23 protein-coding genes are annotated in these 25,825 nt (G+C 53.1%); 12 read left to right on the top strand and 11 right to left on the bottom strand.

Annotated elements, in window-relative coordinates; all coding sequences use genetic code 11:
• The first annotated feature begins 43 nt into the window (after positions 1-43).
• Positions 44-3,961 carry a mechanosensitive ion channel domain-containing protein gene (locus DTL42_RS14780; protein ID WP_114369501.1) on the top strand — a complete coding sequence of 1,306 codons (3,918 nt, stop codon included), beginning with the start codon at positions 44-46 and terminating at the stop codon, positions 3,959-3,961.
• Positions 3,962-4,160: 199 nt separating this feature from the next.
• The gene (locus DTL42_RS14775) at positions 4,161-7,697 is read left to right on the top strand and encodes a hypothetical protein (RefSeq protein ID WP_114369500.1); all 3,537 of its coding nucleotides are present in this window, start codon (positions 4,161-4,163) and stop codon (positions 7,695-7,697) included.
• On the opposite strand, the gene DTL42_RS14770 is transcribed toward DTL42_RS14775, so the two are convergent.
• From DTL42_RS14770 to DTL42_RS14755, 4 genes are all read right to left on the bottom strand, one after another.
• Positions 7,694-8,002, bottom strand: a complete 309-nt coding sequence (locus DTL42_RS14770) for a hypothetical protein (protein WP_147274289.1) — start codon at positions 8,000-8,002, stop codon at positions 7,694-7,696. The genes DTL42_RS14775 and DTL42_RS14770 overlap by 4 nt on opposite strands.
• Before the next feature lie 134 nt (positions 8,003-8,136).
• Positions 8,137-8,460 carry a divalent-cation tolerance protein CutA gene (gene cutA, locus DTL42_RS14765; RefSeq protein ID WP_114369498.1) on the bottom strand — a complete coding sequence of 108 codons (324 nt, stop codon included), beginning with the start codon at positions 8,458-8,460 and terminating at the stop codon, positions 8,137-8,139.
• Between the two features lie 127 nt (positions 8,461-8,587).
• Positions 8,588-10,135, bottom strand: coding sequence for a hypothetical protein (locus DTL42_RS14760; RefSeq protein WP_114369497.1), 1,548 nt, complete (start codon positions 10,133-10,135; stop codon positions 8,588-8,590).
• A gap of 193 nt (positions 10,136-10,328) precedes the next feature.
• Positions 10,329-11,237, bottom strand: coding sequence for a FliM/FliN family flagellar motor switch protein (locus tag DTL42_RS14755; RefSeq protein ID WP_114369496.1), 909 nt, complete (start codon positions 11,235-11,237; stop codon positions 10,329-10,331).
• 489 nt (positions 11,238-11,726) lie between these two features.
• On the opposite strand from DTL42_RS14755, the gene DTL42_RS14750 reads away from it, so the two are divergent.
• Complete coding sequence (locus DTL42_RS14750) at positions 11,727-12,413, top strand: MIP/aquaporin family protein (RefSeq protein WP_114369495.1); 687 nt, start codon at positions 11,727-11,729, stop codon at positions 12,411-12,413.
• Positions 12,410-12,832 (top strand): arsenate reductase ArsC, encoded by a 423-nt coding sequence (locus DTL42_RS14745; protein WP_114369494.1) that lies wholly within the window; start codon positions 12,410-12,412, stop codon positions 12,830-12,832. The genes DTL42_RS14750 and DTL42_RS14745 overlap by 4 nt, the downstream gene beginning before the upstream one ends.
• Before the next feature lie 35 nt (positions 12,833-12,867).
• Here the strand turns inward: DTL42_RS14745 and DTL42_RS14740 are convergent, their stop codons facing one another.
• Positions 12,868-13,134, bottom strand: a complete 267-nt coding sequence (locus DTL42_RS14740; RefSeq protein WP_114369493.1) for a GlsB/YeaQ/YmgE family stress response membrane protein — start codon at positions 13,132-13,134, stop codon at positions 12,868-12,870.
• 111 nt (positions 13,135-13,245) lie between these two features.
• On the bottom strand, positions 13,246-14,658 hold the full coding sequence (locus DTL42_RS14735) for a sulfatase (RefSeq protein ID WP_114369492.1): 1,413 nt from the start codon (positions 14,656-14,658) through the stop codon (positions 13,246-13,248).
• Positions 14,659-14,831: 173 nt separating this feature from the next.
• Here DTL42_RS14735 and DTL42_RS14730 point away from each other — a divergent pair, with 173 nt between their 5' ends.
• Both DTL42_RS14730 and DTL42_RS14725 read left to right on the top strand, forming a co-directional pair.
• Entirely contained in the window at positions 14,832-16,904 is a 2,073-nt protein-coding gene (locus tag DTL42_RS14730; protein ID WP_114369491.1) for an FAD-dependent oxidoreductase, read from the top strand.
• A 31-nt stretch (positions 16,905-16,935) separates the two neighbouring features.
• Positions 16,936-17,733, top strand: a complete 798-nt coding sequence (locus DTL42_RS14725) for an endonuclease/exonuclease/phosphatase family protein (RefSeq protein WP_114369490.1) — start codon at positions 16,936-16,938, stop codon at positions 17,731-17,733.
• Positions 17,734-17,742: 9 nt separating this feature from the next.
• On the opposite strand, the gene DTL42_RS14720 is transcribed toward DTL42_RS14725, so the two are convergent.
• The 3 genes from DTL42_RS14720 to DTL42_RS14710 form a co-directional block, all read right to left on the bottom strand.
• Positions 17,743-18,264: a GNAT family N-acetyltransferase gene (locus DTL42_RS14720; protein WP_114369489.1), complete on the bottom strand. Its 522-nt coding sequence runs from the start codon at positions 18,262-18,264 to the stop codon at positions 17,743-17,745.
• Between the two features lie 186 nt (positions 18,265-18,450).
• Complete coding sequence (locus DTL42_RS14715; RefSeq protein ID WP_114369488.1) at positions 18,451-18,861, bottom strand: carboxypeptidase-like regulatory domain-containing protein; 411 nt, start codon at positions 18,859-18,861, stop codon at positions 18,451-18,453.
• Between the two features lie 59 nt (positions 18,862-18,920).
• Positions 18,921-19,895 (bottom strand): DUF1559 domain-containing protein, encoded by a 975-nt coding sequence (locus DTL42_RS14710; protein ID WP_114369487.1) that lies wholly within the window; start codon positions 19,893-19,895, stop codon positions 18,921-18,923.
• Positions 19,896-20,408: 513 nt separating this feature from the next.
• Between DTL42_RS14710 and DTL42_RS14705 the strand changes: the two genes are divergently transcribed.
• The 5 genes from DTL42_RS14705 (at position 20,409) to DTL42_RS14685 (ending at position 22,378) form a co-directional block, all read left to right on the top strand.
• On the top strand, positions 20,409-20,765 hold the full coding sequence (locus tag DTL42_RS14705; protein ID WP_114369486.1) for a DUF4274 domain-containing protein: 357 nt from the start codon (positions 20,409-20,411) through the stop codon (positions 20,763-20,765).
• 6 nt (positions 20,766-20,771) lie between these two features.
• Positions 20,772-21,005: a hypothetical protein gene (locus tag DTL42_RS14700; protein WP_114369485.1), complete on the top strand. Its 234-nt coding sequence runs from the start codon at positions 20,772-20,774 to the stop codon at positions 21,003-21,005.
• 9 nt (positions 21,006-21,014) lie between these two features.
• Positions 21,015-21,437 (top strand): secondary thiamine-phosphate synthase enzyme YjbQ, encoded by a 423-nt coding sequence (locus DTL42_RS14695; RefSeq protein WP_114369484.1) that lies wholly within the window; start codon positions 21,015-21,017, stop codon positions 21,435-21,437.
• A 5-nt stretch (positions 21,438-21,442) separates the two neighbouring features.
• The gene (locus tag DTL42_RS14690) at positions 21,443-21,814 is read left to right on the top strand and encodes a hypothetical protein (protein WP_114369483.1); all 372 of its coding nucleotides are present in this window, start codon (positions 21,443-21,445) and stop codon (positions 21,812-21,814) included.
• Between the two features lie 270 nt (positions 21,815-22,084).
• Positions 22,085-22,378, top strand: a complete 294-nt coding sequence (locus DTL42_RS14685) for a secondary thiamine-phosphate synthase enzyme YjbQ (RefSeq protein WP_234824215.1) — start codon at positions 22,085-22,087, stop codon at positions 22,376-22,378.
• Between the two features lie 99 nt (positions 22,379-22,477).
• Here DTL42_RS14685 and DTL42_RS14680 read toward each other — a convergent pair whose 3' ends face one another.
• Both DTL42_RS14680 and DTL42_RS14675 read right to left on the bottom strand, forming a co-directional pair.
• Positions 22,478-23,455, bottom strand: a complete 978-nt coding sequence (locus DTL42_RS14680; RefSeq protein WP_114369482.1) for an N-acetylglucosamine-6-phosphate deacetylase — start codon at positions 23,453-23,455, stop codon at positions 22,478-22,480.
• An 18-nt stretch (positions 23,456-23,473) separates the two neighbouring features.
• Positions 23,474-24,223, bottom strand: coding sequence for a glucosamine-6-phosphate deaminase (locus DTL42_RS14675; protein ID WP_114369481.1), 750 nt, complete (start codon positions 24,221-24,223; stop codon positions 23,474-23,476).
• 670 nt (positions 24,224-24,893) lie between these two features.
• Between DTL42_RS14675 and DTL42_RS14670 the strand changes: the two genes are divergently transcribed.
• A complete protein-coding gene (locus DTL42_RS14670) occupies positions 24,894-25,676 on the top strand; it encodes a hypothetical protein (protein ID WP_234824214.1) in 783 nt (260 codons plus the stop codon).
• Positions 25,677-25,825 lie beyond the last annotated feature (149 nt).

Raw genomic sequence — 25,825 nt, 5'->3', positions numbered from 1 at the left:
AATCACTTTGGCTTGATTGTCAGCGGGCAAATGGAAAGAAAAAATGACGCGAATCACGCGCTTGTCTCTGGGTGTATCAATCGGTTTGGTTGGCTTGCTTGCGACCGCATTTCCGGTGTTCGCTCAGCAATATTCTGGCCCTATCCCGATCACCGTGGAAGGTGGTGACACCCCTGCGCAGCCGTATCGCGGCCCCATGCCGTCCCCATATAACGCTGGCCCCGGGCAACAGCGTATGGCTCAGCAGCCGCAGCAATATGCGCAGCCCATAGGACAACAAACTGCACCTCCGCAACGGCAGTATGCCCCTTCGCAGTTTACCGCCCATCAAAACGCTCCGCCGCAAAACCAGCCGCCACAAAACACTGCTCCGCAGCCTGATACCTATCAACCTAGCTTCGGCCCCAATTCGGTTCCGCAAAACAGTGGCTTTGCCACGCAGGGCCAAACCCCGCCTGTTGCTGCGCAAACGCCTGGTCTGGCTTCGACTCCTCCGAACGACCTAACACTTGAAAAAATTGAATCCCAGCGTAAAGAAGCCGAGGAAGCAACCGATCTCGACGAGGAGAAGAAGAAAAAAATTGCGGCCCTCTATCAGGATGCTGCCGCCAAGCTAAAAGAAGTCCAAGAACTTGCAACGAAAGTTACCACGTTTAGCAATGAAACAAACCCAGAGGTGATTCAGCAAACGCTTGATGCCAAGAAGAAGCAGCTTGCCGAACTGCAAAAAACAAAGCCAGAATCCTTTGCGAATTTGTCTTTGCAAGAACTGGAACAGAGCTTAGCAAAGCTGGAACTTGACATCACGAATCTTCGCGGCGACAAAGCGAAAGCCGATGCAGAGCCGAAGCGGCGTTCCGATCAACGCAAGACAATTCGCCAGCAAATGGTCGACATGCCAAATAAATTCGGAGAACTTCGCCAACAGCTAGAAGCAATCCCCGCTGACGAAGCTCCCTTAGTTGCCAAAGCGCTAAAAGCCGATTTGCACGCCAAGCAGATCGCTCTTTTTATGCAGTACCGCGCCATGGAAGCTGAACTGGCCAAGTACGACTCAGAAGATGCTGTCGACATGGTTCGGGTCGACCGTGATCTAGCCGCGCAAAACCTGGCTTTGGCAGAGCAAAAAGTCAAAGCTATGGCCGAACAAATCAAGGTCAAACGAGCCCAAGCCGCCGAAGAAGCGGTCCGCCAGGCGCGGCAACAGTTGATCATGGTTCAGCCGGTGCTGCGTACTTATGCCGAACACAATCAAGAACTAGCCGAGTCCATTCAAGATGTAACCCAACAACTTACCGACGCAGAAAAAAGCTATAACGACGCCTACGAAGAATGGACCAGTTTACGCACCGAATTCAACAAGACCAAAGAGAAAGTCGATCAGTTGGGCCTAACCAACGCGATCGGCGTACTGCTTCGCAAACAACGTACCGAGCTCATCGAAAAGGTACCCTTACGTGCGGATGCTGACGCTAGTCAGGCGCGCATCGACGAAGCTCAATTCAAACAGTTTGAATACGAAGACGACCGTAAAGAACTGATGAATAAGGAAGCCTTCGTTCAGCAAGTCATGGCCGAGTCGGATATCGAGGATTTGGTCGAACGAAATCAATTAGAAGAAGCCGCACGAGAGCTGTTCGACAAACAGCAATCTAATCTCGATAAACTGATTAAGACCAATCAGAACTACATCGACAAGATGGTCGATCTTAAGGTCACCGAGGATACGATCGCTAAACTGATCGCAAAATACCAAGCGTTCATCGATGAACGTGTGCTGTGGATTCGCAGTGGCAACGTCCTGGCAACCGAGATCCAGTTGGACGACTCCGATAGAGAAGCCCTCTCGCCGGCAGCATGGATCCAAGTCGGCAATTCGCTGTGGTCCGACGTAAAGCGGAACATGCTGCTATACGTCGTGGTTGTTTCCCTCTTCCTGGCCTTGGTCATCAAACGAGGACGTTTAAAGAACGACCTACGGGAACTGGGCGAGTTGGCTCAGAAGCCTGGCTTCTTCGGTTTCATGCCAACCATTCATGCCCTTTTGTACTCGTTACTGCTGTCTGCGATTAACCCTGCTTTTATGGCTTTTATTGCCTGGCGGCTGATGTCCTCTACCCCCGATCAAGGCTTCGCCAACGCAGTCGGCAATGGTTTGTTCTGGACGGCAGTCATGTGGTTTCCGCTGGAATTGATTCGTAATATTTGTCGTGGCAAAGGCTTGGGCGAATCGCACTTCAAGTGGCCAGAATCGTCCTTGCGATTGCTCGGTCGCAGCATGGCTTGGCTTACCCCTGCGGTATTGCCGTTGACCTTTATCACGTCTGCTTTTTACGCCAGCGATCCCACACATGGACACGACGCCTTCGAGCGAATTTGCTTTATCTTGCAGATGGTCATGATGGCGTTGTTCCTCGGCCGTATCCTCCATCCGACCGGTGTCTTCCAAGAATACATCGCTTACAACCAAGGTGGCTGGTTCGATCGCTTAAAGTATGTCTGGTATTGGTGTGCGGTAGTCTCGCCGTTAGCCTTAGCTGGCCTCGCTTTCTGGGGCTATTACTATACCGCTCAAGTTCTTTCGTGGCGGTTATTCGCAACGTTGTGCTGTGTACTTGGCCTGATGTTAATACGAGCCTCGGTCATGCGGTGGATTATGCTGGCACGTCGCCGGCTCAGCATTGCCCAGGCCCGCGAACGGGCTGCCGCAGCCGCCGCTCAAACCAACGACTCAGCAGCCGCCTCACTGTCAACCGCGATCATCGCCGAACAAGCCAAGACCGAGCTTTCAGCTCATAGCGCGCAAACCCAACGTTTACTTACCACCGGCATGTTCACCGCCGCGTTGGTGGGCATGTGGCTGATTTGGAGCCAGGTTATGCCGGCCCTCAGCATGCTAGACGATTACTCCTACACCATCGAAACCAACAGCCAAGTTGCCGACGCTTCCAATGGCTCCGATGATGCCTCCAACGCGATGACAGGCATCCCCAAACAGGAAACCAACGAGGAAGCCAAGGAAGGTGAAAGCCAAAATGCCCAATCACCTACCGCCGATACTATCTCGCTGATGACCACCCCCAAGAACGTACGAAAGATTACGATTCTAACGATCGCTTTTGCTGGGCTGATTCTAGTACTAACTTTAGTGTTTGCCCGCGACGTTCCTGGCGTGATGGAGATGGCCGTCCTGCAGCGGCTGCCGCTAGAGCCTTCGGTGCGGTATGCAATCACGTCGCTAACCAGCTACGGGATCGTCATGTTGGGTGTTGTGTGGGCCTTTTCAACGCTCGGCTTGCAGTGGTCACAAATTCAATGGCTGGCCACCGCGCTAACGTTTGGTTTGGCGTTTGGCTTGCAGGAGATGTTCGCCAACTTCGTGGCCGGAATTATCATCCTGTTCGAACGCCCGATTCGTGTGGGAGATATCGTAACGATTCATGACGTAACCGGCGTTGTTTCACGAATCCGCATCCGCGCCACTTCGATTACCAACTGGGACCGCAAAGAATATGTGGTTCCGAACAAAGAATTCATCACCGGGCGTCTGCTCAACTGGACGCTGACCGATACGATTAACCGCGTGGTAATTAACGTGGGCGTCGCCTACGGAACCAACACCGAAGAAGCTCGTCGTATCTTGTTAGAGATTGCAGAAAAGAACCAATACCTGCTGAAAGATCCAGCCCCATCGGCCACTTTTGAAGGTTTTGGCGACAGCACGCTCGATCTCGTGCTGAGGGGTTTTCTGCCTAACCTCGAAAACCGTTTGGCCGTAATCACCGATCTGCATACTCAAATCGATCTCGCGTTCCGAGATGCGAAAATTGAAATCGCCTTCCCGCAACGCGATCTACACATCCGCACTGCGCCTGGCGTAGCAGCAGCTTTGGGCGTTCCAGAAGAGAAGGCCCGTGAGGATGTGGCGGAAAAAAAAAGTCCTAAACGAGGCGCAGCCTAACTAATTGCTACGGCTGCATTGAGTACCAGCATGAAAGCCCACGAGCTTTTTTAGGCTATCTTTGCGAACCAAGAGCATGTGTGCCTCCAATAAGGAGCACCCATGCTAGCACGCAAGTCGCTCTGGCTTGAGAATTCGCGATGCGATACAAATCTCTCGGAAAGATGCGCGCACGGATCTGCGAATCAAGGTGAGAGCGATGAAGAAACATCCCACGGAGCGGGATTCCACAAACGAATCGACGTCCAGCGGCCCGACAAGCGGCTGGTCGAAATGGCGTCCCCTGGCGATTCTCGCTGGGCTGATCTTGCTGGCTCTTATGTTCCCCACGATCGTCGCGCGCACTCCTCTGCTAGGCTGGGGTGTTTCTCAAGCGACTACGGGAATCAACGCTCAGGTAGTTGTCGGCTCGGCCTCGCTGGGCTGGTTCTCGCCGGTTGTACTCAACGACGTGCGTGTCGTGGATTCTGCCGGAAAACCGATCGCCGAGATCCCTTCGATTCGCATGAGCAAGTCCTTGCTGAGTTTGATCACCAACTCCAGCGATCTAGGCACGATCGAGATCACGCGAGCGACTGCCAACGTGGTGGTACGCGAGGGAACAAGCAATCTCGAACAACTCTTACCGCCAGCCAGCGAGCCGGAGGTGGATGATGAGTCTGCCACTGCAGCGGCTTCCTCGACTCGCAAATTCCGGATAGTGGTCAGGGAAGCGACCGTCCAACTGACTGACGGCGATACGGCTCGTACTTGGACGCTGGAAGATGTCTCAACCGATATCGATTGGCGTAATCCCAGCATTCCAGCAGAGTGTAGCTTTTCGGCCAGCCTCCTCGATCGGCAGCAAGTTGGCGTCTTGCAAGGGAAGGGGACCCTTCCCAGCGAAGTTGGCGATACGCAATTTACCTTGGCTACCAAAAACATGCCGCTTGGTGTCATGGAATTATTGAGCCGACGCTTCGGCGAGCCTTGCACGATGCAGGGTGAATTGAACGGGCAAATCGACTTGGTGTCGACATCGACAGGGCCCGCAATGCGGTGCAACCTGGAAGCCACCGGCGTCGACGTGCGCATGCAGAACTCGGCGCGAGGCACCGGCTGGAACAACGGTACCTTGCGTGCCACCGGCGAGATCGCACTTTCCGGCAACCAAATTGTGGCACGTCAGTTCACCGTAACAACCGACTGGGGCCAAGTGCTGGCCAATGGCAACATTCCGGCCGTTTTGCTGACCACGGCGAACTCACCAAGTGCTTCCTCGCCCAACATGCTGGGAGCAGAACCATGGGAACTACGCGGCACGGCCGACCTGGCTCGCTTAGCCAATGCCTTTCCGGAACTACTTCAGATTCGCGATGGTGTTAACCTGAACGAAGGGCGTGTTACGGTCACACTAGCAAACGAAGTCGACACCGGTGTCCCGACGGTGAAAGGGGATGCGGTCGTCTCGAACATCGTGGCTACGGTTAACGGACGACAAGCCCAGTGGCAGCAGCCCCTGGAAACCTCTTTTGTCGTCACCATGCCAGGCGGGGAACTCAACCTCAATACAATCGCCTGTCGCTCCTCCTTCCTCACAGCCGAAGGGCGGACCAATGGCAACGACACCAACGTCAACTTTCAGCTTGACGGCAACCGCCTCGTCTCTGATCTATCGCAGTTCATCGATCTGAAGGGGAACCAGTTCGCTGGCATCCTGCGGGGATCGCTCCAAATCCAAAACCAAGGAAGTGGTCGCATTGCCTTGAATGCTCAAACCAACGGAACCGACGTTCTGTGGTCGCAAGGCTCCCGTCGGCTGCTCACCGAATCGAGCTTGCAAGCGCAGCTACAAACCTCGCTGCTTTGTAACGCTGGCCAAGTTCAGCAAATCGAATCCGCTATCGCGATGCTGAAGACAGGACAAACTACGGTTACCGCTCAAACATCAGGGGCAATCTCGCTTGGGCCCCATTCGGTGTGGCCGATTAAGGTTCAACTGGAAGGACCGATCGAACCAATTTGGGCTCAGGTGCAACTTGCCTACGGGCTCGGAGAGTTCCAGCTTGGTGGCAACGGATATGTACTTGCGAAACTAAACCTCGCGGAGAATCAGTGGGACCTGGAAGGGGTCAACATCAACGTCAACGACTTCGCATTGGTCGGCCCCCTGACACAGATCTATGAGAACCAATTGAAGGTCGAAGGCAACGCCAAGATCGACTGGAAGTCGAATCAGTTTTCAGCTCCCCAGTTCGTTGTGATGGGTACCACGGTTTCGGCCAGAGCCACGGATCTTGCGGTTCCTCTGGGCAACACAGGCACCGCTTCCGGTCAATTGGCTTACCGAGTTGATCTAAGTCGGGGCGTCCACTGGGTACTGCCCCCGCAGTGGCTCGGCACAACCCAAGTTGCCGGAGAAATGGCCGGCACGATGACCTTGGCCAAACGTGAGCAAGGATTGACGGTGCAAAACGATGGCCAGATTGCCAACTGGGAAGTGCGTGTGCCGACCACGACCCCACCGGCAGCAGTCGTCCCTATCCAACCCGCCGCAGCAAGTCAGCCGTTTGTGCGTTGGCATGAACCGAACCTGTCTTACTCGCAATCGATTAGCTTGAACCAGCAAGAAGACTCGTTGGCGATTCATACCTGCCAGATTCAATCTTCGGCGCTAAGCCTTGCCCTGCAAGGAGGCATCAGCCAGCTTTCAACCACCGGAAACATTTCCCTCGACGGGCAAGCCAACTACGACTGGAGTAAACTGTCTCCGCTGCTAGCCGCCTTGCTTGGTCCTCAAGTGTCGATCCAAGGCCAACAAGCTTCTCGTTTCCAATGGTCTGGTCCGATTTGGCCCGCCGATCCATCCGCCGATGGAAACTATGTCTTATCGCCTACCTGGCAAGCCAATAGCGAACTCTCGTGGAAGCAAGCCAACTTATACGGAATTCCGACTGGCGAAACCAACGTGAATGCTCGCTTGCAACAAGGTGTCGTGCAACTCGTGGCCGATAGCCCTGAAATCAGCGGAGGCCAACTAGCGTTTCGCAGCCAATTGCTTGTTAATTCGACACCGATGATGTGGCAACTGCCACGGGGTCGGATGATTGATAATGTGGCTATCACGCCGCAAATGTGCCAAGGCTGGCTACGGTATGTCGCTCCTATTTTGGCAGATGCGACACGCGTAGAAGGAAGGTTCTCTCTCGATATCGAAGCGGGTCAATTCCCGGTGCTCGATCCGATGCAAGGGGAAGCTAGTGGAGTGCTCAACATTCATGGCGCCGAGGTGCGATCTGGGCCGTTGGCCCAAGGGTATGTGGCACTGGGACGCAATGTCGAAGCGTTGGTAAAAGGAAAACCAGCATCCGCGATCGATCAAGGGGCTGCTTCCTTACTGACACTGCCCGCCCAGCAAGTTCCCTTTCGCCTAGTCCAGGGGCGTGTTTATCACCAGAACTTAATCGTCCAGTCAGGGGATGTGCAGATGGTGACCTCGGGTTGGGTCGATGCGAATCAGCAGATGCAATTGATGATCTCTATTCCGATCAAAGATGCCTGGGTGCAAAAGGCACCATGGCTGGCGACCATGCGTGGCACTGCGGTTTCGATCCCGGTTAGCGGATCGATGCAAAACCCCAAGATCGATAGCCAGGCGTTAGAGAACATCGCGCGAGGCATGCTGAATAACGCAGCCCAAGGAGCCCTTCAAGAAGGGATCAACCGCGGTTTGCAGGAACTATTCCGACCTCGCTAAACAATCGTTACAAAGCGTCGGAATTCTCCTTCGTCGACGAAGAGAGCTTCGTCGGCAAGTTGAAAGATAAGATCGGTCCCTGGCCAGCCAAAGCCGCTCAACAACGTGTCAAAATTTCGTTCGGGACACTGACCACGCATTTCTACCGAATGCAACCTGCCGTTGCGATCGTATGCGACACCATCGACTTGCCAGGGCGCAACGTCGCCAGTCTCACCTACCCATACGAATGATCCATCGGGTTCGAAGTACATGCGTGGTAGTTTGTTGAGATAGGACTGGGCCGCTTCAAACGAGGCTCCCATGGGCTCTCCCAAAACCATCGGCGAAACCGAAAGTGTCTGCAAACGCAGACCCTGTACGGCAACGATGGGGCCCAAATGCAACGAGCGGGGGCGCGCATGTACGGCGACATTAAAGCGAAGCATGACTGGACTAATTATTCCGTAGTGATCTGTTCCGCTAACCACGCCAGATATTCGCTCGACCCGTAGGCGATGGGCAGCGCGATAATCTCGGGAACCTCATAGCGATGGTGCTTGCGAATCAGTTCGGCCAATGGCGTGAATGCCTGCTCTGTTGTTTTGATCGAAAGCAGGAATTCCTCGTCTTTCTGAACCGCGTCTTTCCATCGATAGACAGATGTAATCGGACCGGTGATTTGAACACAACCGGCCAGAGAATGCAGCACAAGGATTTCAGCGAGCTGTTCCGCGTCGGCCCGAGAACCTGTGGTCGTCTGTACTACGATGGCTTGTGACATGTCAGAATCAGTCCAAAAAGCGAGACGATTAACCCGACAAGTCTGCCCCTGGAAATAGTCTACTAGATTACTTCCCGATGTAGGCTCCCGTTTACTTGTGGGTTGCCGCAAAGGGAGCCAGCCAACATTAAGGACGCACGGAATCAGAAGAAATCCGAACTGTTTTTGCTCGATGTTCCGGAACTAACGGAGGGGGAGCAGGAATAGAATGCCCTCCTCGGGTTGTCGACTTCTTCTCTGGCCGCGATTCCTCGTCGAAGAATGGCCGCGCCATCGGAGCCGCTATCCCGTGGGGCGCATCGATACGAATTCGCCGGATCGGGGAAGGTGCCGTACCCAGGACCCCGTTCCAAACTTCGTACGGTGCACCTTGTCGCTCGTCATCGCGATAGAACGTCAGATAGGTCATTTTTTCCGCCGGCAGAAATTCACGCCAGCCATCGGTTCCGCGAGTCGGCATGTAAACACGTCGCCACGTTCCGCTGTTGAAATACAACTGACTCAGCACATAGCCATCGGCGAAGCTGGCATCCAATGGCACGGTTTCGTCCATGTGCGTATGCCCAAATACGATATGCTTCGCACGACGATTTCGGAATTCAGCCTCGTCCATCGCAAACTTAGATAACGAATTCGATTTTCCCAAAGCCTGGTGACGTAGCCAATCGAGCATCCGTGTGCCCCACTGCTCGTCGTCTTGCTCACGAAATTTCAGCAGCGAATCCAACGCGTCGAGATTACGAATACCCAAAGACTGAAAGCGATCGACCTGATGAATTAGTGGCATCAACTTGTCGACCGTGCGATCCCAGCAGTTCTTGATTTCAAACTGTAGCGAAGTGACCGGACACGAGACCTGCATCATCTGGCGGAGGCAAAGCGGCGCCATCACTAAGGGACGCACATGATCGAGTTCCTGAATACCTAGCTGGGCCGAGGCAGGCAACTGTTCAGCCAAACCATGTTGCAATTCAAAGCGAAACGGCATCAGCCCTTCGACCAAGAGCAAGTCGTTCAAACTGGCCCGATCGCGATGTCCGCTGAAACTAAGATTGTCGAAGGCATCCCCATGCCGGGCGAAAACGCGATGCTGGCGGAGTGTCAGATTCAGGTGAGCATCTTCGCGCGGTTCGTGCGGGAAGGGAACTCCGTCGGTATTGGCTAAGCCCAGCGCGTCGATGATCTTTCTGCGGACACGATTCATCTCAGGGGTAGGCAAATGGAGCGGCCAATCGACATCCCCCACCATGTAATGCAAACGCACCGGCACCGCTTGCAGACGGTCTTCGTAGGCTGGCTTGCCGCTACTAGTGCCGCCCGGCACGCGAATCGTTTGCCGTTGGCTAAGCCCTTTCAAAATCGACGTCGTCGCGGAGTTACGCTGCACAATACCGGACACGATCGCCTGAACGCGATCCGCGAATTCCTGATTCGGTTGCGTCAGCCAAGGCTTCGGACCATCGATCAGCCACCGCGAAGAACGCATGACATCAAAGACATCACCCAGCAATACAATGTCGATACTGGGAATTGGCTCGTAACGCCCATCACTACGCCACGACGCACGCACGGCCAAGTCTTGCAAGCGTTCACAGAAAATCTGAAATGCCCCAGGATCCAGAGTTTCGCAACTAGTACCGTCGGTAAGATGTAAATCGCTAAGAACTACTAGCATCTCAATTACCCTGCGGAAGAAACAACTATCAGGGGCACGTTTCCGCGCAATTAGTGGGGCTACACACTTTTCTGTCCATCGGTTGCGCAGAATAAACAGCGTTAGCTTTATCGCTGGAAGTGGTATATCCGGCGTGGGTTTTGTGCTAAGTAGTCCCAGTGGCTAAGAAACACGCCAGCATTGCCAGCACGATCTAGCGAACTCGCTTGCGTGCCTTGAGGGCAATGTAGCGTTCTTCTGGCATCGTGATATTCGTTACCCGAACACCGAACTTATCCCCCACTTTCACCGCTTCCCCTTCGGCGATTTTCTGTCGGCCAATTTCGACATCGAGCGTATCCTCGCACGATTTATCGAACTGAATAATCGAGCCAATACCGATGTTCACGATGTCGTGAACCTTCATCTTCTTCTCAGCCAGGATCACCCGAATGGGCACTTCGATGTGCAGCAAACTGCGACAATAGCCAGGCAGTTCTTTGAAATCGGAAATCCGCCCCCGCCCTGCAGGTGGCTGTGAGGACTGAGCCTTCGAGGCCGCCGGAGCCTCAGCAGAAGGCTGTCTTTCGTTTTCCTCCGCCACCGGTGCCGCCGCACCTACCAAGGCCGATTTTGGCTGCGTTAGGGGCCACACCAACAAGGCCTCCTGCTGGCCATGTTCGCCTTCCAGTTGGATAGGCATTTTCGCGGGGGACTCGCCCAAGATTCCATGCAGACAAACCGATCCAAGATCGGCGGCCGCTTTGACTTCAAACTCCATCGCCATGAACTCTTCCGGCAGAAGAGTCATTCCGAGTTCCTGAGCAAGCGTGGCCAGCTTGCTTTCGCCGGTCGGGTCAGGGCTGCTATACCAACTAGGCAGAAGTCCGCTTTCTTCGGTAATCATCAGCAGGGCGGCTTCCGACTCGACATTCAACAGGATCGCCAAGCCAGCTTTCGACCAGTTTCCCAAATCGGTGCTCGGATCTAGCGGCGATCCCTCACCGACGTGGAGCTGAATTTTCTTATCGAACGCGCGAGAAAACGCATCTGCCGCTTCGACGGCGGTCGCTTCGCTTGCCGCTTTAACAAGAGCAACCGCTTCACTGTTGAATGCTGTCATAGTGAGAGAAAACTTTCCGCGCGCAAACCAAGACAAACCATATCGGCACTTGATCTTTCATCGTCGCTACAGCCGTTAAACTTGACATATTCCTTGCATTTTCCGTCCACCAGAAAAACGGAGCCAGGCTGGCGATTGGGCCTAAACATGGCAGCCAAACATCCACCCCTTTTGCCACGCACCACAAAGGGCATCGATAAATTGTCTGCACCAAACAGTAAGTGTTTTCAAGGTAAAAGGTTGCAACCAGGATCCGTCTCTGTGGTCTAGTTGCGATGCCCAGCAGGCAGGGATATATTGCGCTGCTACCAACCGTTCACCTTTGCCTGAAATAACTCCCTCCTCGCCGCCAATACCATCGCCGGTGACTAAGCCGCGACTTCGCTTTCTACAAAGATTAGTCGCGGGCGCTACGTTTCGACGGCAACCATTCGGGCCCCAGGGTGTACAAGAAAAACTACCCCGCTTTTCGCTACGGAGAATTAGTTTATGCGACGCTATCTAGCGGAAGTGATCGGCACTTTTGCGTTGGTCTTTTCAGGCTGCGGTGCCATTGTCATTAACCAGCTGCAAGGGGGCTCAATCACTCATGTGGGAATCGCTTTGACGTTTGGCTTGATCGTCATGGTGATGATCTACGCCCTAGGCGAAATCTCTGGGGCCCACATAAACCCAGCTGTTACCTTGGGATTTTGGGCGAGCAAGCGTTTCCCGCTCAAAGAAGTTGTGCCTTACATCGTTGCCCAATGCCTCGGCGCGATTGCCGCTTGCGTGGTGCTTAAGATCCTGTTCTTCGAGCACGACACTCTCGGTGCCACCTTGCCGAACGGCCCTTGGTGGAAATCTTTTGTACTCGAGTTCATTCTTACATTCTTACTAATGTTTATTGTTTTAAACATCTCGACCGGCGCCAAAGAAAAAGGAATCATGGCCGGTGCAGCTATTGGCGGCCTGGTCGCTTTAGAAGCCATGTTTGCTGGCCCGATTTGTGGCGCCTCGATGAACCCAGCTCGCTCTTTGGGACCGGCGTTGGTCAGTGGACATCTCGAGTTCTTATGGCTATACCTAACGGCTACGACAGCCGGAGCCCTGTTTGCTGTGCCGATTCATTTCGCTCTCTACGGCACCGCTACCTCGGACGGCACCTCCCCGAATCCCAGCGAGGATAATTCATGAAGTGCGTCTTGATTCTCTGCACCGGCAACTCTTGTCGCTCGCAAATGGCAGAAGCCTTGTGGGCGAAGCTAGGCCAAGGCAACTGGGAAGCCCACTCGGCAGGCTCAAAACCTTCCGGATATGTCCATCCCCTGGCGATTCGCGCGATGCAGGAAATTGGTATCGATATTTCTGCTTACCAGAGCAAATCGGCCCAGGAGTTTCAGCAGCAACCGTTTGATTTGGTGGTTACCGTTTGCGACAACGCGAAAGAGACGTGCCCCGTTTATCCCGGGGCAAAAGAAACGCTTCACTGGCCGTTCGACGATCCTGCAGATGCCACCGGGACCGACGACGAAAAGCTCCCCAAGTTTCTCCGCGTGCGCGATGAAATTCAAGAGAAGATTGCGAACTTCCTAAGGTCGAGTCCAGCAAGCTGAAGTAATCCCTTCAGCTTGCTGACTAGACGCTTGCGTTAAAGTTCTTCGCGCGAGCCACCAGCAAACGCTCGATAGATCGCCAGCAGAATCATCGATCCCAAGATGGCGATAAAGAAGCTCCATAAATTAAAACCGGAAACATCGCCGTACCCCATGCCGGTGGCAATAAAACCACCCACCATGGCGCCACCAATTCCGATCAGAATGGTCACAATGCAGCCACCAGGATCTCTTCCTGGAAACAGAAACTTAGCTAACGCACCCGCGATTAGGCCGAAAATAATCCACGATAGAATACCCATGGTTGTTGCTCCTTGGAGGAATAGGGTTTCTCAAATTGGAAATCCCTATACAGCAGATAGCATGCCAAATGTTGCGAACACAAGGCCAAGAATTAGGCGGGCAAAGTAAAACTACTTCAATCGTTGGTTAAGTTCGGCCATCAACTGCTCTAACAGTTGGGCATGCTGAGGACTATTGGCAAGATTGTTCTTTTCGTTGGGATCGGTGTTGTAATCGTAAAGCTGGTGCTGACCTTCTCCCCAAGTCACCAGGCGATAACGTTCGTTTCGCAGACTATAGCCCATACGATTCTTATTGCGCCGCGTTTGGGTAATCGCAGGCTTGTTCCATGTGGCCGCGGGGTTATCAAGCAGCGGAACAAGGCTCTCGCCAGGTAAGCCTGAGGGAGCCTCAACGGCACATAATTGCGTAAGCGTCGGATACAGATCGACGAGCTCCACCGTTCGGCCAGAGTGCGTACCCTTTTCCTTTTGGCCAGGAGCTACCACGATAAGCGGCACACGGGCGCTGCGTTCAAACAGGCTTTGTTTCATCACAAGGCCATGATCACCAAAGTGATAACCGTGATCGCTCCAAAAGACGACCACCGTATTCTCTTGCAAGTCGAGCCGATCGAGCGCATCCAACAAGCGGCCAACCTGGGCGTCGACGAAAGAGATCGTTGCCCAATAAGCTTGCTGGGCTTCTTGCAACTGCTGTGAATTAGCCCCCAACCAAGGCCAAGGCTTATTCGAGGCGAACGCCAGTTCTGGTGCCGTATCGACTTCTGGAAAGTCGTTCTTCCATCGAGGTACTTCCTGCATGGGATACAGGTCAAAATACTTTTTGGGCGCCACATAAGGACAATGCGGCCGATAGAAACCAGCAGCGATGAAAAACGGTTTATCTTTGTTTTCTTCCAGCAAGCGAATCGTTTCGGTAGCGACCATGCCGTCGGTCTGCTCTTCATCGGTTCCCTCGGCCGCCAAAAAACTAAGCGAACTTCCCAAACCACGCTTAGGCGTGTGATTGACGATCAGATTCTCTTCTTGCTTGTCACGTCCGCTTGGATTGATACGTGTTTGCCAGGAAGCATCGTCATCAAGCCCGTTGGTCCCGATTTGCCCTGGGTTGCCATAGTGGTAGATTTTGCCCACGCGTGCCGTGAAATAACCTTGTTTCTCAAAAGCCTGGGGCAACGTCATGACCTCGGGAATCACTTCCCGAAAGTGCTTCTTCAAATCGAAGACCTTGGTCGTATCAGGCCGCAAACCGGTCATGATCGAAGTGCGACTTGGTGAACACAAGGGAAACTGGCAGTACGCCCTATCGAAGCAAGTTCCCGCTTTGGCCAGACGATCGATATTGGGGCTATGAACCTGGGTGTTGCCATAGCAGCCGAGATCGTTGTTCATGTCGTCGACGGCGATGAACAAGACATTCAAACGCTTTTCTTCCGCCAGACAGGCTTTCTGAAAATTGGCTGCGTACAGCAATACCGCCAAGCCAACACACCCAATTAAACGGAGTCGCGGAAAAGCCATGAAGACATCCAAAATTATGATGAAAATGAGGATCTGTTAATTGTGCTCGTTACCCAAAAAACTAGCAACAAAAAATCCCCCAATAGCAAGACGTTTAGCTAGTTTGAACCGCGCTGGGTTTGAGCTACGATAGGAGAACCTCAACATTATCTTACCCCATTGGAATCTTCCTCGTGAATCGACTCTTCCTCACCTCAGCATTCGTTCTCTCTCTTTTCGTATCCTCTCTGCGAGCGGCCCCGCAATCGGCGTCAGAAGAATATGACCTGGTAATTTACGGTGGCACCTCGGCAGCAGTCACGGCGGCCATCCAAGCCAAGAAAATGGGCAAGTCCGTCATCGTCGTTTCGCCTGACAAACACCTGGGCGGGCTGACAAGTGGAGGCCTTGGCTGGACCGACAGCGGCAATAAGGGTGCGATTGGAGGAATATCGCTCGACTTCTATCAGCGCGTCAAAAAGCACTACGATCAACCCTCGGCCTGGCGTCAGCAGAAGCCAGAACAATACAGCCGTTATCGCAAGGATGACGATGCGATGTGGGTCTTCGAGCCCCACGTCGCGGAGCAAGTGTTTGAAGAGTTGGTCGACGAATTTGAGATTCCCGTCGTGCGTGAAGAACTGCTCGATCGCAAGAACGGGGTCAAAAAAGCGGATGGCAAGATCGTCAGTATCACAACCCTCTCAGGCAAGTCTTACTCTGGCAAGATCTTCATGGACACCACCTATGAAGGCGATTTGCTGGCTGCCGCAGGTATCTCGTATCACGTTGGCCGTGAAGCAAACGATGTCTACGAGGAAACGCTTAACGGGGTTCAAACCGCACGGGCTCGTAGTCATCAGTTTGATTTCCCGGTATCGGCCTATGTCGTGGAAGGGGATCCCAGCAGCGGCCTACTTGCTCGCATCTCGAATGACCCTCCGGGCGAAGATGGCACTGGCGACGACAAGATTCAAGCCTACTGCTTCCGTATGTGCCTGACGACGGCCAAGGACAACCAAGTCGCGTTCCCGAAGCCTGAAGGGTACGACCCCAACGAGTACGCACTCTTAGCTCGTTACTTGCAAGGTGGCTGGAAAGGGGTGTTCAACAAGTTTGATCCTGCCCCCAACGCCAAGACCGACACCAACAACCACGGCGGCTTCTCTACCGACAACATCGGTATGAACTACGACTATCCGGAAGCCAGCTACGAACGCCGTCAAGAGATCATCAAAGAGCACGAGCTGTACCAAAAAGGCTGGCTCTATTTCATCGCCAATGATCCTTCGGTCCCCAAGGATATTCAAGATCGAATGAACATGTGGGGACTGGCGAAAGACGAGTTCGTCGACAACGGCAACTGGCCGCATCAGATCTACGTGCGTGAAGCCCGCCGCATGATTGGCCCAGTGGTAATGTGCGAACCGATGCTACGTGCGTTGAAACCGACTCCGAAAAGCATCGGACTCGGCTCGTACAATATGGACTCGCACAACGTGCAGCGTTATGTGGATGAAAAGGGGTACGTTCGCAACGAAGGAGACATTCAAGTCAGTCCTGGTGGTGCTTATCCCATTAGCTACGACAGCGTAACGCCGAAGAAAGAAGAATGCACGAACCTGTTGGTTCCGGTTTGCGTTTCCTCTTCCCACATTGCCTACGGTTCGATCCGCATGGAACCTGTCTTCATGGTCTTGGGCCAGTCGGCGGCCACAGCTGCCTCGATGGCCATCGACAAGAACATTCCCGTACAAGACGTCGACTACACCGAACTGGAAGAACGCTTGCTTGCCGATGGCCAAGTGCTCCACATGGAACGCAAGCCCAAGGCCCCGCGTATGGTGCTAGACCCGAAGAAGATGGACGGCACCGTAATCGACGATACCGAAGCCCAAAAAACGGGCGACTGGCCAGTCAGCAGCGTTGTCACTGGTTTCGTAGGGGTTGGCTATGTCCATGACCAGAACGACGGCGAAAAATCGATCGCTTTTACGGCCAAGGATCTGAAAGCAGGCAAGTACGATGTTCGTATCGCCTATGCCCACAATGGCAACCGCGCCACCAATGTCCCCGTCACCGTGACTTCTGGCGGGAAGGAAATTTTCCAAGGATCAATCAATCAGAAGAAAGCTCCGACGATCGACAGCCTGTTTGTTTCGATCGGGCAATTTGAGCTTAGCGGTGATACGACGGTGACTCTTTCTAACCAAGGAGTCAACGGTTACGTGGTGGCCGATGCCGTAGCCTTAGTTCCCGTCCAGTAAACACATCTTTTTCTCACGAATGTCATTCAAGATGCTGAAGAAACTTCTTCCGGTTCTGTCCGTCCTGCTGGCGTGCGTTCCCCTTGTACTCCATGCGGCTGAACCGGTGCGGATTCGGGTGGTCAGTTACAACATTCACCACGCTGAAGGAACCGATGCCAAGCTTAACCTGCCCCGCATTGCCCAGATCATTAACGAGGCGACTCCCGACATCGTTGCTTTGCAAGAAGTCGATCAAAACGTGCAACGGACCGGTCAAGTCGATCAGGCTGCGGAACTGGCCAAACTAACGAAAATGAATACCGTTTTCGGGGGAAACATCCCGTTGCAAGGAGGTTGGTATGGCAATGCCATTCTGACACGCTATCCTTCGATCTCGATGACCAACCACGCTTTGCCGCAGCTTGGCCCAGGGGAAAAGCGGGGAGTGATCGAAGCCAACATCACCATCCCTGGCCTCGACCAACCCCTTAAATTCTTGGCCACTCACTTTGACCACCGCCCGAACGATGCTGAGCGGGTCGAGTCGGCAAAAATGATTCAAAAGCTCACTGAGAGCTGGAAAGATCGCCCTGCCCTCTTCGCTGGCGACCTAAACGCGACACCCAAAAGCGAGTCGATCAAACTTATTTTCCAGGACTGGACGTCCGCCAACTTGAAGAACCTCGACACGATTCCGAGTGATGCTCCCAATCGCCAGATCGATTACATTTTGTATCGCCCAGCCAAGGGTTGGAAAGTGATCGAGTTTCAAGTCTTGGAAGAACCGGTTGCCTCAGACCATCGTGGGATTCTGGCCGTGCTGGAATGGACCGGCAACGCGGATTAGCCCTGCCGCTTACCAAACCTTGGCGAACAGTTGGCCATCGATATAACGCTCTTTCTTGAGATAATATTTTCGCAAACATGCTTCGCGGGCGAATCCATTCTTTTCTAACACACGCATCGAAGCGAGATTTCCTTCGAATACGGTTGCCGCGATTCGCACAAGTTGGAAGTCGCGCTGCAAGTAATTGCAGAGCGACTCGACGACGGCGGTCATGATACCCCGTCCCCAAGTAGGCTTGCCGAGCCAATAACCAATCTCGCACTTGTGGCCAACCACCATCTGGCTTGCTCCACAGCCACCAAGAAACGTGCCTGACTGATCGCGAATGGCAAACTGCAGTGGGCGACCGAAACGCTCCGCTTCTGCGGTAACAAACGCCAACCACCGCTCAAAGTCTTCTTGTCGATAGGGGTTTGGCATGAGTGATAAACCTCGGTGGATCTCAGCCTCCTGAAGCAAGCCAGTGCAAACTTCCGTGTCGTCCGCTCGGAAAGCGGAAAGTACTATTCCATTACCAACGTCAATCACCATCGCTCTTACGCTTCGTAGAAACGGCCTTAAATCACACCTTGCGCTACCAAGGACACCGCCAGGAACCGTAGGGTTCTGGCTTAGGCCCTCGCCATGGGATAAAGCAAGCAAGAAAATAAAAAGGCGGAGCACGTTTTCATGCTCCGCCTTTGGTATTTAATGGCCACTTTCTGGTTGAGAGAAAAGCTATTTCTTTAGTTCGACGGTCATGTCTTGCTCACCATCCACCACCTCGTAGGTGATGTCGGTCGTTCCTTCGCTCCAATATTTCTGAGGAATCGAATTGTTCCTCTTCATAGGCTTAGGATCGACATACCCTTCTTCGATTACTGGTGCCAGAAACACCTTATAGCTTCCTAATGGAATAGGCTCGAGCTGGAAAGCTCCGGCGGAATCCACATTAGCGGAAGTTGCCTGTCCTGTTTGCGAGTTAAAAAAGATGACAGACGCTTCATCCGTAAACGGTTTGTCGTTGAAGGTGACCTTACCCTTCACCTTCCCCATCGGGTCTTCTTGAGAACAACCTGCTACGGCAAGCAGCAACACAGCAGTCATCGCGGTGCCTTGCAGGCACCGCGTGAGTTTTCCAAGCGTCATAGAGAATCTTTCATCCACGATAATATCTTGAGTAGCGTTATTAATTACTCCGCCCGATTCTAGAACGAGCCGATAACCTGGCCATCGTAACGACATGCGACTCGCTTGAGCGTTTCGAAGTCGAGTACTTCAGGGAAGAATCGTACGCTACCATCCGACATTGCTGCCATGACACCGCCTGGATGCTCAGAATTGATGATCGTATTATTTTGGTACATCTGGCTAGCGCCTGTTAGGACAGCGTTTGTATTGGGTGCATATCGCAAACAAGTCGTGCCCGTCTGCCACAAGTCACCGCAGCTACCAGAATCATCTACGGAACGCGGATGGCGTGTTCCATACCACGCACCATAGTAGTTAGAGGTTTTGTTGAGCTTGTTCACAAAACCAGACTGCTCCCAAACAAGCGCTGTGTTAGAAGTACCATCGGTAATGTCTTTCAAACCATAATTTTGATTGGCAACCAAGATGCCGTTGTTACATGAATAGCCATGCCCACAGTCTCGAGTTCCGATCGTGTTATTAGGACCAGGAACTGGTACTGCCGCCCCTTGATTACCAACATAGTTAGCATTCATCGCATGGTCGTTGTTGTGCCCCTTCAACTCGTCCAGCGCGCTGGACGGACAGCGATAGGCTTCTAGAACAAGATCCTCTAAAACCTTGTTACCGGCCAGATACCCAGACCCAGCGGCACCGCCAGCCATGAACGACGAGGTGCTCGTAAACGAGAGATTATCGACGATGTTGCCTTGCTCCATCATCGGCAGAATCAGAGTTCGCCAGTTGGTACCGCTCGAAGGCCAAGTCTCGCGGAGATTGAAAGAGCCGTACGGCAACTTGCGAAAGGTGTCGTGATAATTGTGCATCGCAATGCCAATCTGCTTGAGATTGTTCGAACATTGCATCCGACGAGCAGCCTCGCGTGCCTGCTGTACGGCCGGCAGAAGAAGTGCGATTAACACTCCGATGATCGCAATAACAACGAGAAGCTCAACGAGGGTAAACCCTCGACGCCAACGAGGAAGAATCATAATGGACCTCAATAATAAGGAAGTGCCGAAGCAAAAGGAAACTGCGATGAGGGGTGGTCCAGAGCGCCTCAAGATATCGCGTGCCCATCATAACCTCAACTACAAAAAACCCTTTTTTTCTTTGCTTTTACAAAATTACATATATCGAGGTATCACCGAGTAGCACCACCCAAGATCACCCCCCCACTTAATGGGCAAGTGGTAACAACGGGACCTGCTTTTTCGTTGGCCAAAGTGCGCTAGACTTCGACAGCCCCAAGATGGCCTATCACCAATCTGCTTTTGGCCTTCGATCACCTTGGCTTGGAAGAGCTTGCCACTGCCATTCCAACGCGATCTAAAAGCGAACCGATCTCTGCTAAACGGTACCCAACGCAAGACACCTGATCGCTTGACTTCTCGGCCATTTCTCTATGAGCAGTGTCAGCATTCCCATTACAATCTGCCCGGGCCGAGAGGGTTCCTTATAATCCTTGGTAGCCGTTGGCCGATCCCAGAAACAAAGGAAGCCAAATGCAGACGCCTGTTCAGAAACACGAGTGGGTAGCTCAATACAACTGGGATGATGGACTTGATCCGATCTGGCCCATCGTGGACGACGAAGAAACCGAGTTTGCAACAGCGTTGATGATCTATTGGCGGTTGGATGGCCCTTGGTTTGAGGCCGGTGCTACCGCCGAAGTCAAACGACTTCATGACACGGTTTCGGAACGATTGACCAGTGGGTTCTACTCAAGTCGGAACTTGCAGTATCATCCAATCGAGGACAACCAGTTATCGAAGACTCAGGTTTACAAGCTCCGTAAGAGTGGGCTGCCCAGCGAGCTTGTCCAACCTCGATACTTTGATCCAGACCAACAGAAGCAGTGAATCACCATGCCAGATGACTCATCCGATGCCCCAAAAGATGTTCGCTTGCTCGACATCCCCAGTTACCTGCCATGGTCGAAGGGAAAGCTTCATCAAGGAGAGTCAGAGGCGATAATTGCCCATTTGGACGCCACTTGCATGTGGCTGCGGCCCAGTGAATTGAACACTGTAAGACCAGACGATTTCGAGGAAATGCTTGACGATCTCAAGGCGTCCTTGGATCAAGGTGCTGAGGAGTAAAGCCTGAAAATGAAATCACACACGGAATACCTGACCTTCAACCTTCCGGCTCGGATGGCTTTCGAGAACATCACGCCGAAGATCGAAGAGATCGTTCAGAAGAGCGGAATCAAAGAGGGCCTGCTCTTATGCAACGCGATGCATATTACGGCGTCTGTTTTCATTAATGATGACGAATCAGGTCTCCACGAGGATTACAAGAAGTGGCTGGAGGGTCTCGCCCCTTTCGACGCCTCTCCCCAGCGATATGCTCACAATCGAACCGGCGAAGATAATGCCGACGCCCACATGAAAAGACAGATCATGGGCCGGGAAGTCGTCGTAGCGATCACCAATGGTAGGCTCGACTTCGGCCCTTGGGAGCAAATCTTCTATGGTGAGTTCGACGGTCGCAGGCCCAAGCGGGTCTTGGTGAAGGTGATCGGGGAATAACCGGCATGACCAGTCCTGAACACGAGGAGATCATCACGTTGGCGTATCGAGATGATCGGTTTCAGTTTGCCGTGTTGGAGCGAACGGGGGATTCCCTGCGTGGGTGCTTCCGATGGACTGATGACGAAAAACAACAGCTTCTCGCACTGCTTGAGCAAGAAGACGAAGAGGGAAGCCAGCCATGGTATTTGGATGACGACGGATACAGACTAGACGACGAGAAACTCTTCCAAAAGAGTCCTTGGTCTATCGTCGATGGAGAAACATGCAAGAAAGCTGTTCAGCGGATGATGGACTGTGATACCGGTGAGGCATGGTTCTGCTTCACTCCTTGGTTTCGGATTGGAGACGAGTTGAATCGTCGGCCCTCTGAGTAGGAGCGAACGACCGCAGCAGCTTCACGATCTGCTGAGGATGCCGCCAGAGCTTGCCTGTGCGAGTCTTGAAGCCAAGGTCATTGAGGGCTTCGCACACCTCCATGTTTGTCTTCCCTTGATCTCGAAGATCAGCGGCCTTGGCAGCAACTTCGGCGTAAACATCTCGAAGTTCAGCGGCTATGATGTTTTTTGGTCGTCGTGGTTTTGGTGTCGGCGGCGTCGGTTTCCGGGTGGAGATCAAGAGTATCCCAATCGGGGATGGGCAACGCGATGCATATTACGGCGTCTGTTTTCATTAATGATGACGAATCAGGTCTCCACGAGGATTACAAGAAGTGGCTGGAGGGTCTCGCCCCTTTCGACGCCTCTCCCCAGCGATATGCTCACAATCGAACCGGCGAAGATAATGCCGACGCCCACATGAAGCGACAGATCATGGGCCGGGAAGTCGTCGTAGCGATCACCGATGGTAGGCTCGACTTCGGCCCTTGGGAGCAAATCTTCTACGGCGAGTTCGACGGTCGCAGGCCGAAACGAGTTTTGGTGAAAGTGATCGGAGAATGACTCGCCCGTCAGCCCCCAGGCCAACGAGTGAGTCTTCTGTTAGAGACAAACGCGCACACGGCTTTATGGTGTGGCGAAACGGCCATTCTGGCGAGAAGCCTAAGAGGTAGTAGGCTGGCGGTCGCCATTGTTCAGGCTTAGGCCTAAGGGGATAGCAACCGTCTCACCCAGCAAGCGACGAGGGTTTCCAGAGGTAAGTCGTTGAATTTCCCCCGCCCCTAAGCCAACATGGCGGCGCAGGTTGTCAGCCATTTGCTGCATGGTGGTGGCAGAGCCAACCAAATGGCTGTCGTCTTCCGCTCTGGGGACACCATCTTCGCCCACGGTCACCGTCTGATCACCTAAGGGGTAAACCCCAGGGCCGCAGCCTGCCGCAGCGATGGCATCGGAAACCACAAAGACGCGATCCATACCGATGATCTCTAGATAGTTCTTCAAGGCGAAGAACGGAACATGGGCCCCATCGGCGATCAAGCCAAAGTGCAACCGATCAGAGCGGCTGAGGGCCCGCTGAATGATATTGTCGTGGCGATCCATCAGCCGTGGGCAACCATTGCCGAGGTGAGTAAACATCGACAAACCAGCATCAATCGCCGCATCAAGCTCGTCGATTGAGGCGTCGGTATGGCCAGCGGCAACCACGATCCCCTGGTCCGCCAAACGCCGAATTACCTCTTGTGTAGGATCTTGCTCTGGGGCGAGGGTGACAATTCGGACGAGCCCTTCCGCTGCTTCAAGCAGCGACTCCATTTCGCCCCAATCGGCTTGCTTGGCATGCGCGACCGGATGAGCCCCGACATACCCGGGAACATCACTGATAAATGGTCCTTCGACATGAACACCAGCGATCACACGTCGCACTAGTGGGTCGGCTGCTCGCAATTGAACAATTCGACAGAGGCGAGCCGCCATCCGTTGGATCTCGTCGGTAATGATCGTGACCAGCACACCTTCAACGTTATCACGCTGCAAGGCCCGGCATGCTTCCCGCAAATCTTCGGCAGAGATCGCGTCTTGATTGAAGTCGACCCCGTTGTAACCGTTGATTTGCAGATCGAAGAATTTAGTATTTGGCATGAGTCTCCCAAAAAGGGCTCAGGACTTAAGGGATGACGTTAGATCAGAAGCGGAAGCAACATCTAGGAACAAGCCGACGTCATCGTGGGTTTGCAAAATGGAGGCCGGAACCTGAGGCGAAACAGGTCCTTCCACACTATTGCGAACCGCATTTGCTTTACGTTGATCAGGTACACTGCAGATAATCTTCTTGGTCTTGAGAATTTGCTGGCAGGACATACTGATGGCCTGAGTTGGCACCTCCTCCAGGGTTGCGAACCAACCTTCGCCAGCCTGTTGCTGACGGCAAGCCTCGTCCAGTTCAACAATCAAGTAGGGCGTTGCCGTCTCGAAATCAGCAGGCGGATCATTGAACGCCAAGTGCCCGTTTTCACCAATCCCGACGAAGGCCACATCAATGGGGCTTTGAGAAATCAACTCACCCAACCGTTCGCAAACGGCGCGAGGATCGTCACTCGAACCATCGACATAATGAAACGCCTTTAAAGGCACTAGCGAGACAAATCGCTCTCGTAGGTAGCGACGAAACGAAGCGGGATGTTGATCATCTAGGCCTAGATATTCGTCGAGATGAAAACCGGTCACACACGTCCAGTCGATTCCTGGTTCCGCCACCAACGCCGCAAGCGTATCAAACTGGGAGGCACCTGTCGCCACAATGATGCTAGCAGCTCCTCGCTCGGCAATCGCCTGGCGGATCGCTTCCGCGCCTTGTTTTGCCGCAGCAAAACCGAGTTGGGAAGCATCATCAAAGACGTGAATCTTCATGCGTTTAATATTCTATTCCAAGAGCTACTTATTGTCGGTAATTACCGTAACACACGAGAATCAGCAGTTTATACGTGATGTCACGAGACATCATTTTGACACAATCAATAGTTAAGTCAACCAGCAGCGTCGAAGCATCCCTAACTAACAGCTATTTAACAAGTTAGGCAAAAGGAGCCCCCAACAAAACCAACTTCATTGAACCGGAATTTAACACAAATTCCAAGAAAAAAACACGACACAAATCACCTTTCGTGGCGGATGCCACCATGCATTGGTTGCAATTAGGTACTTTGTAACAGCCAAGAACGTAAACGAGGCAATCTCACTTGATTTCTTCCGATAGTCATCCCCATAGCCAGTTCCTAACCAGGTGCTTGGCTTCCAGGGGAATTACTAAGTGGTTGATGATCAAGGGCGGAGTACCATGCGAATCTCGTTCAGCTTTACAACGTTAGTTTTACTTGCCATGGCGGCAACGGGCGGGGTTCAACGCACCCTAAATGCGGGTGAGCTCTTTGAGCCTACTGATATCGCAACTTGTAGCGATTGCGGTATTGATTCCTCCATTGCATCGTGCTGCGAATGCGACAGCTGCTGTGGCTGCGATTCGAGCCTGTTGGGCCTCCTTCATCCGAGCGATCATTGCTTCGATGACTTTATTAGCCCCATGATCAACTTCGTCTTCTTTGAAGACCCGCGTACCGTGACCGAATTACGGCCGATCTTTGTGAATCACTGGGTTCCTAACACTGTCGGAAACAATATTTCTGCTGGTGGATCGGTTCAACTTTACGCCGCTCAATTTCGTATCGCTTTGACCGATCGCTTGAGCATTATCGCTACCAAAGACGGCTACATTGTCGACAACACCAACGGAACACTTGGCACTCTGCTAAACGATGGCTGGGCAGATGTTTCGGCTGGTTTGAAATACAACCTGATTCGCGACCCCTTCAAAGGCCGCATCGTTTCCGCTGGTTTCACCTACGAATTGCCGGTAGGTAGCACAGCAGCCCTGCAAGCCCAAGGCGACGGCGAATTCAACATGTTCCTTACCGCTGGCCAGCGGCTGTTGGACGGCAACGCCCATATTCTGTCGAGCGTTGGCTATCGCTTGCCGGCTGACACCAGCATTCAAACGTCGGCCATCCATTGGTCCAACCACTTGGACGTGAAGTTGACCGACACGGTTTACGCTTTCACCGAAGTGGCTTGGTGGCACTGGACCGATGACGCTTCGCGAGGCTCGAACCTGGGCGTAGCTGGTACAGACCTGTTTAACCTGCGTAGCAACGACGTCGTTGGCAACAATCTGGTTACCCAGAACGTTGGTATGCGATACAAGCCATCCAGCCACCTGGAAACGGGCATCGCCTACGAGTTCCCAGTAACCAGCTTTAAAGATATCACCAACAGCCGCTTGATGGTCGATATGATCTTCCGATACTAATCGTGCAAGAGCGAACTTTTTCAACAGAAAGCCGCCCAGGAAACTGGAGCGGCTTTTTTTGTTTTAGCTGACTTCTTCGCCCGAATCTTCTCGCGGCAAACTTAGCGGACCTTTTTTCCGGTCTGCTAGAAAGTTCTCAGCATTTCCTC

Origin of the sequence: Bremerella cremea (assembly GCF_003335505.1) — a bacterium.
GTDB classification, from domain to species: Bacteria; Planctomycetota; Planctomycetia; order Pirellulales; family Pirellulaceae; genus Bremerella; species Bremerella cremea_A.
Note: the sequence above shows the minus strand (reverse complement) of the source record. Positions and strands in the feature narration are given on the sequence as shown.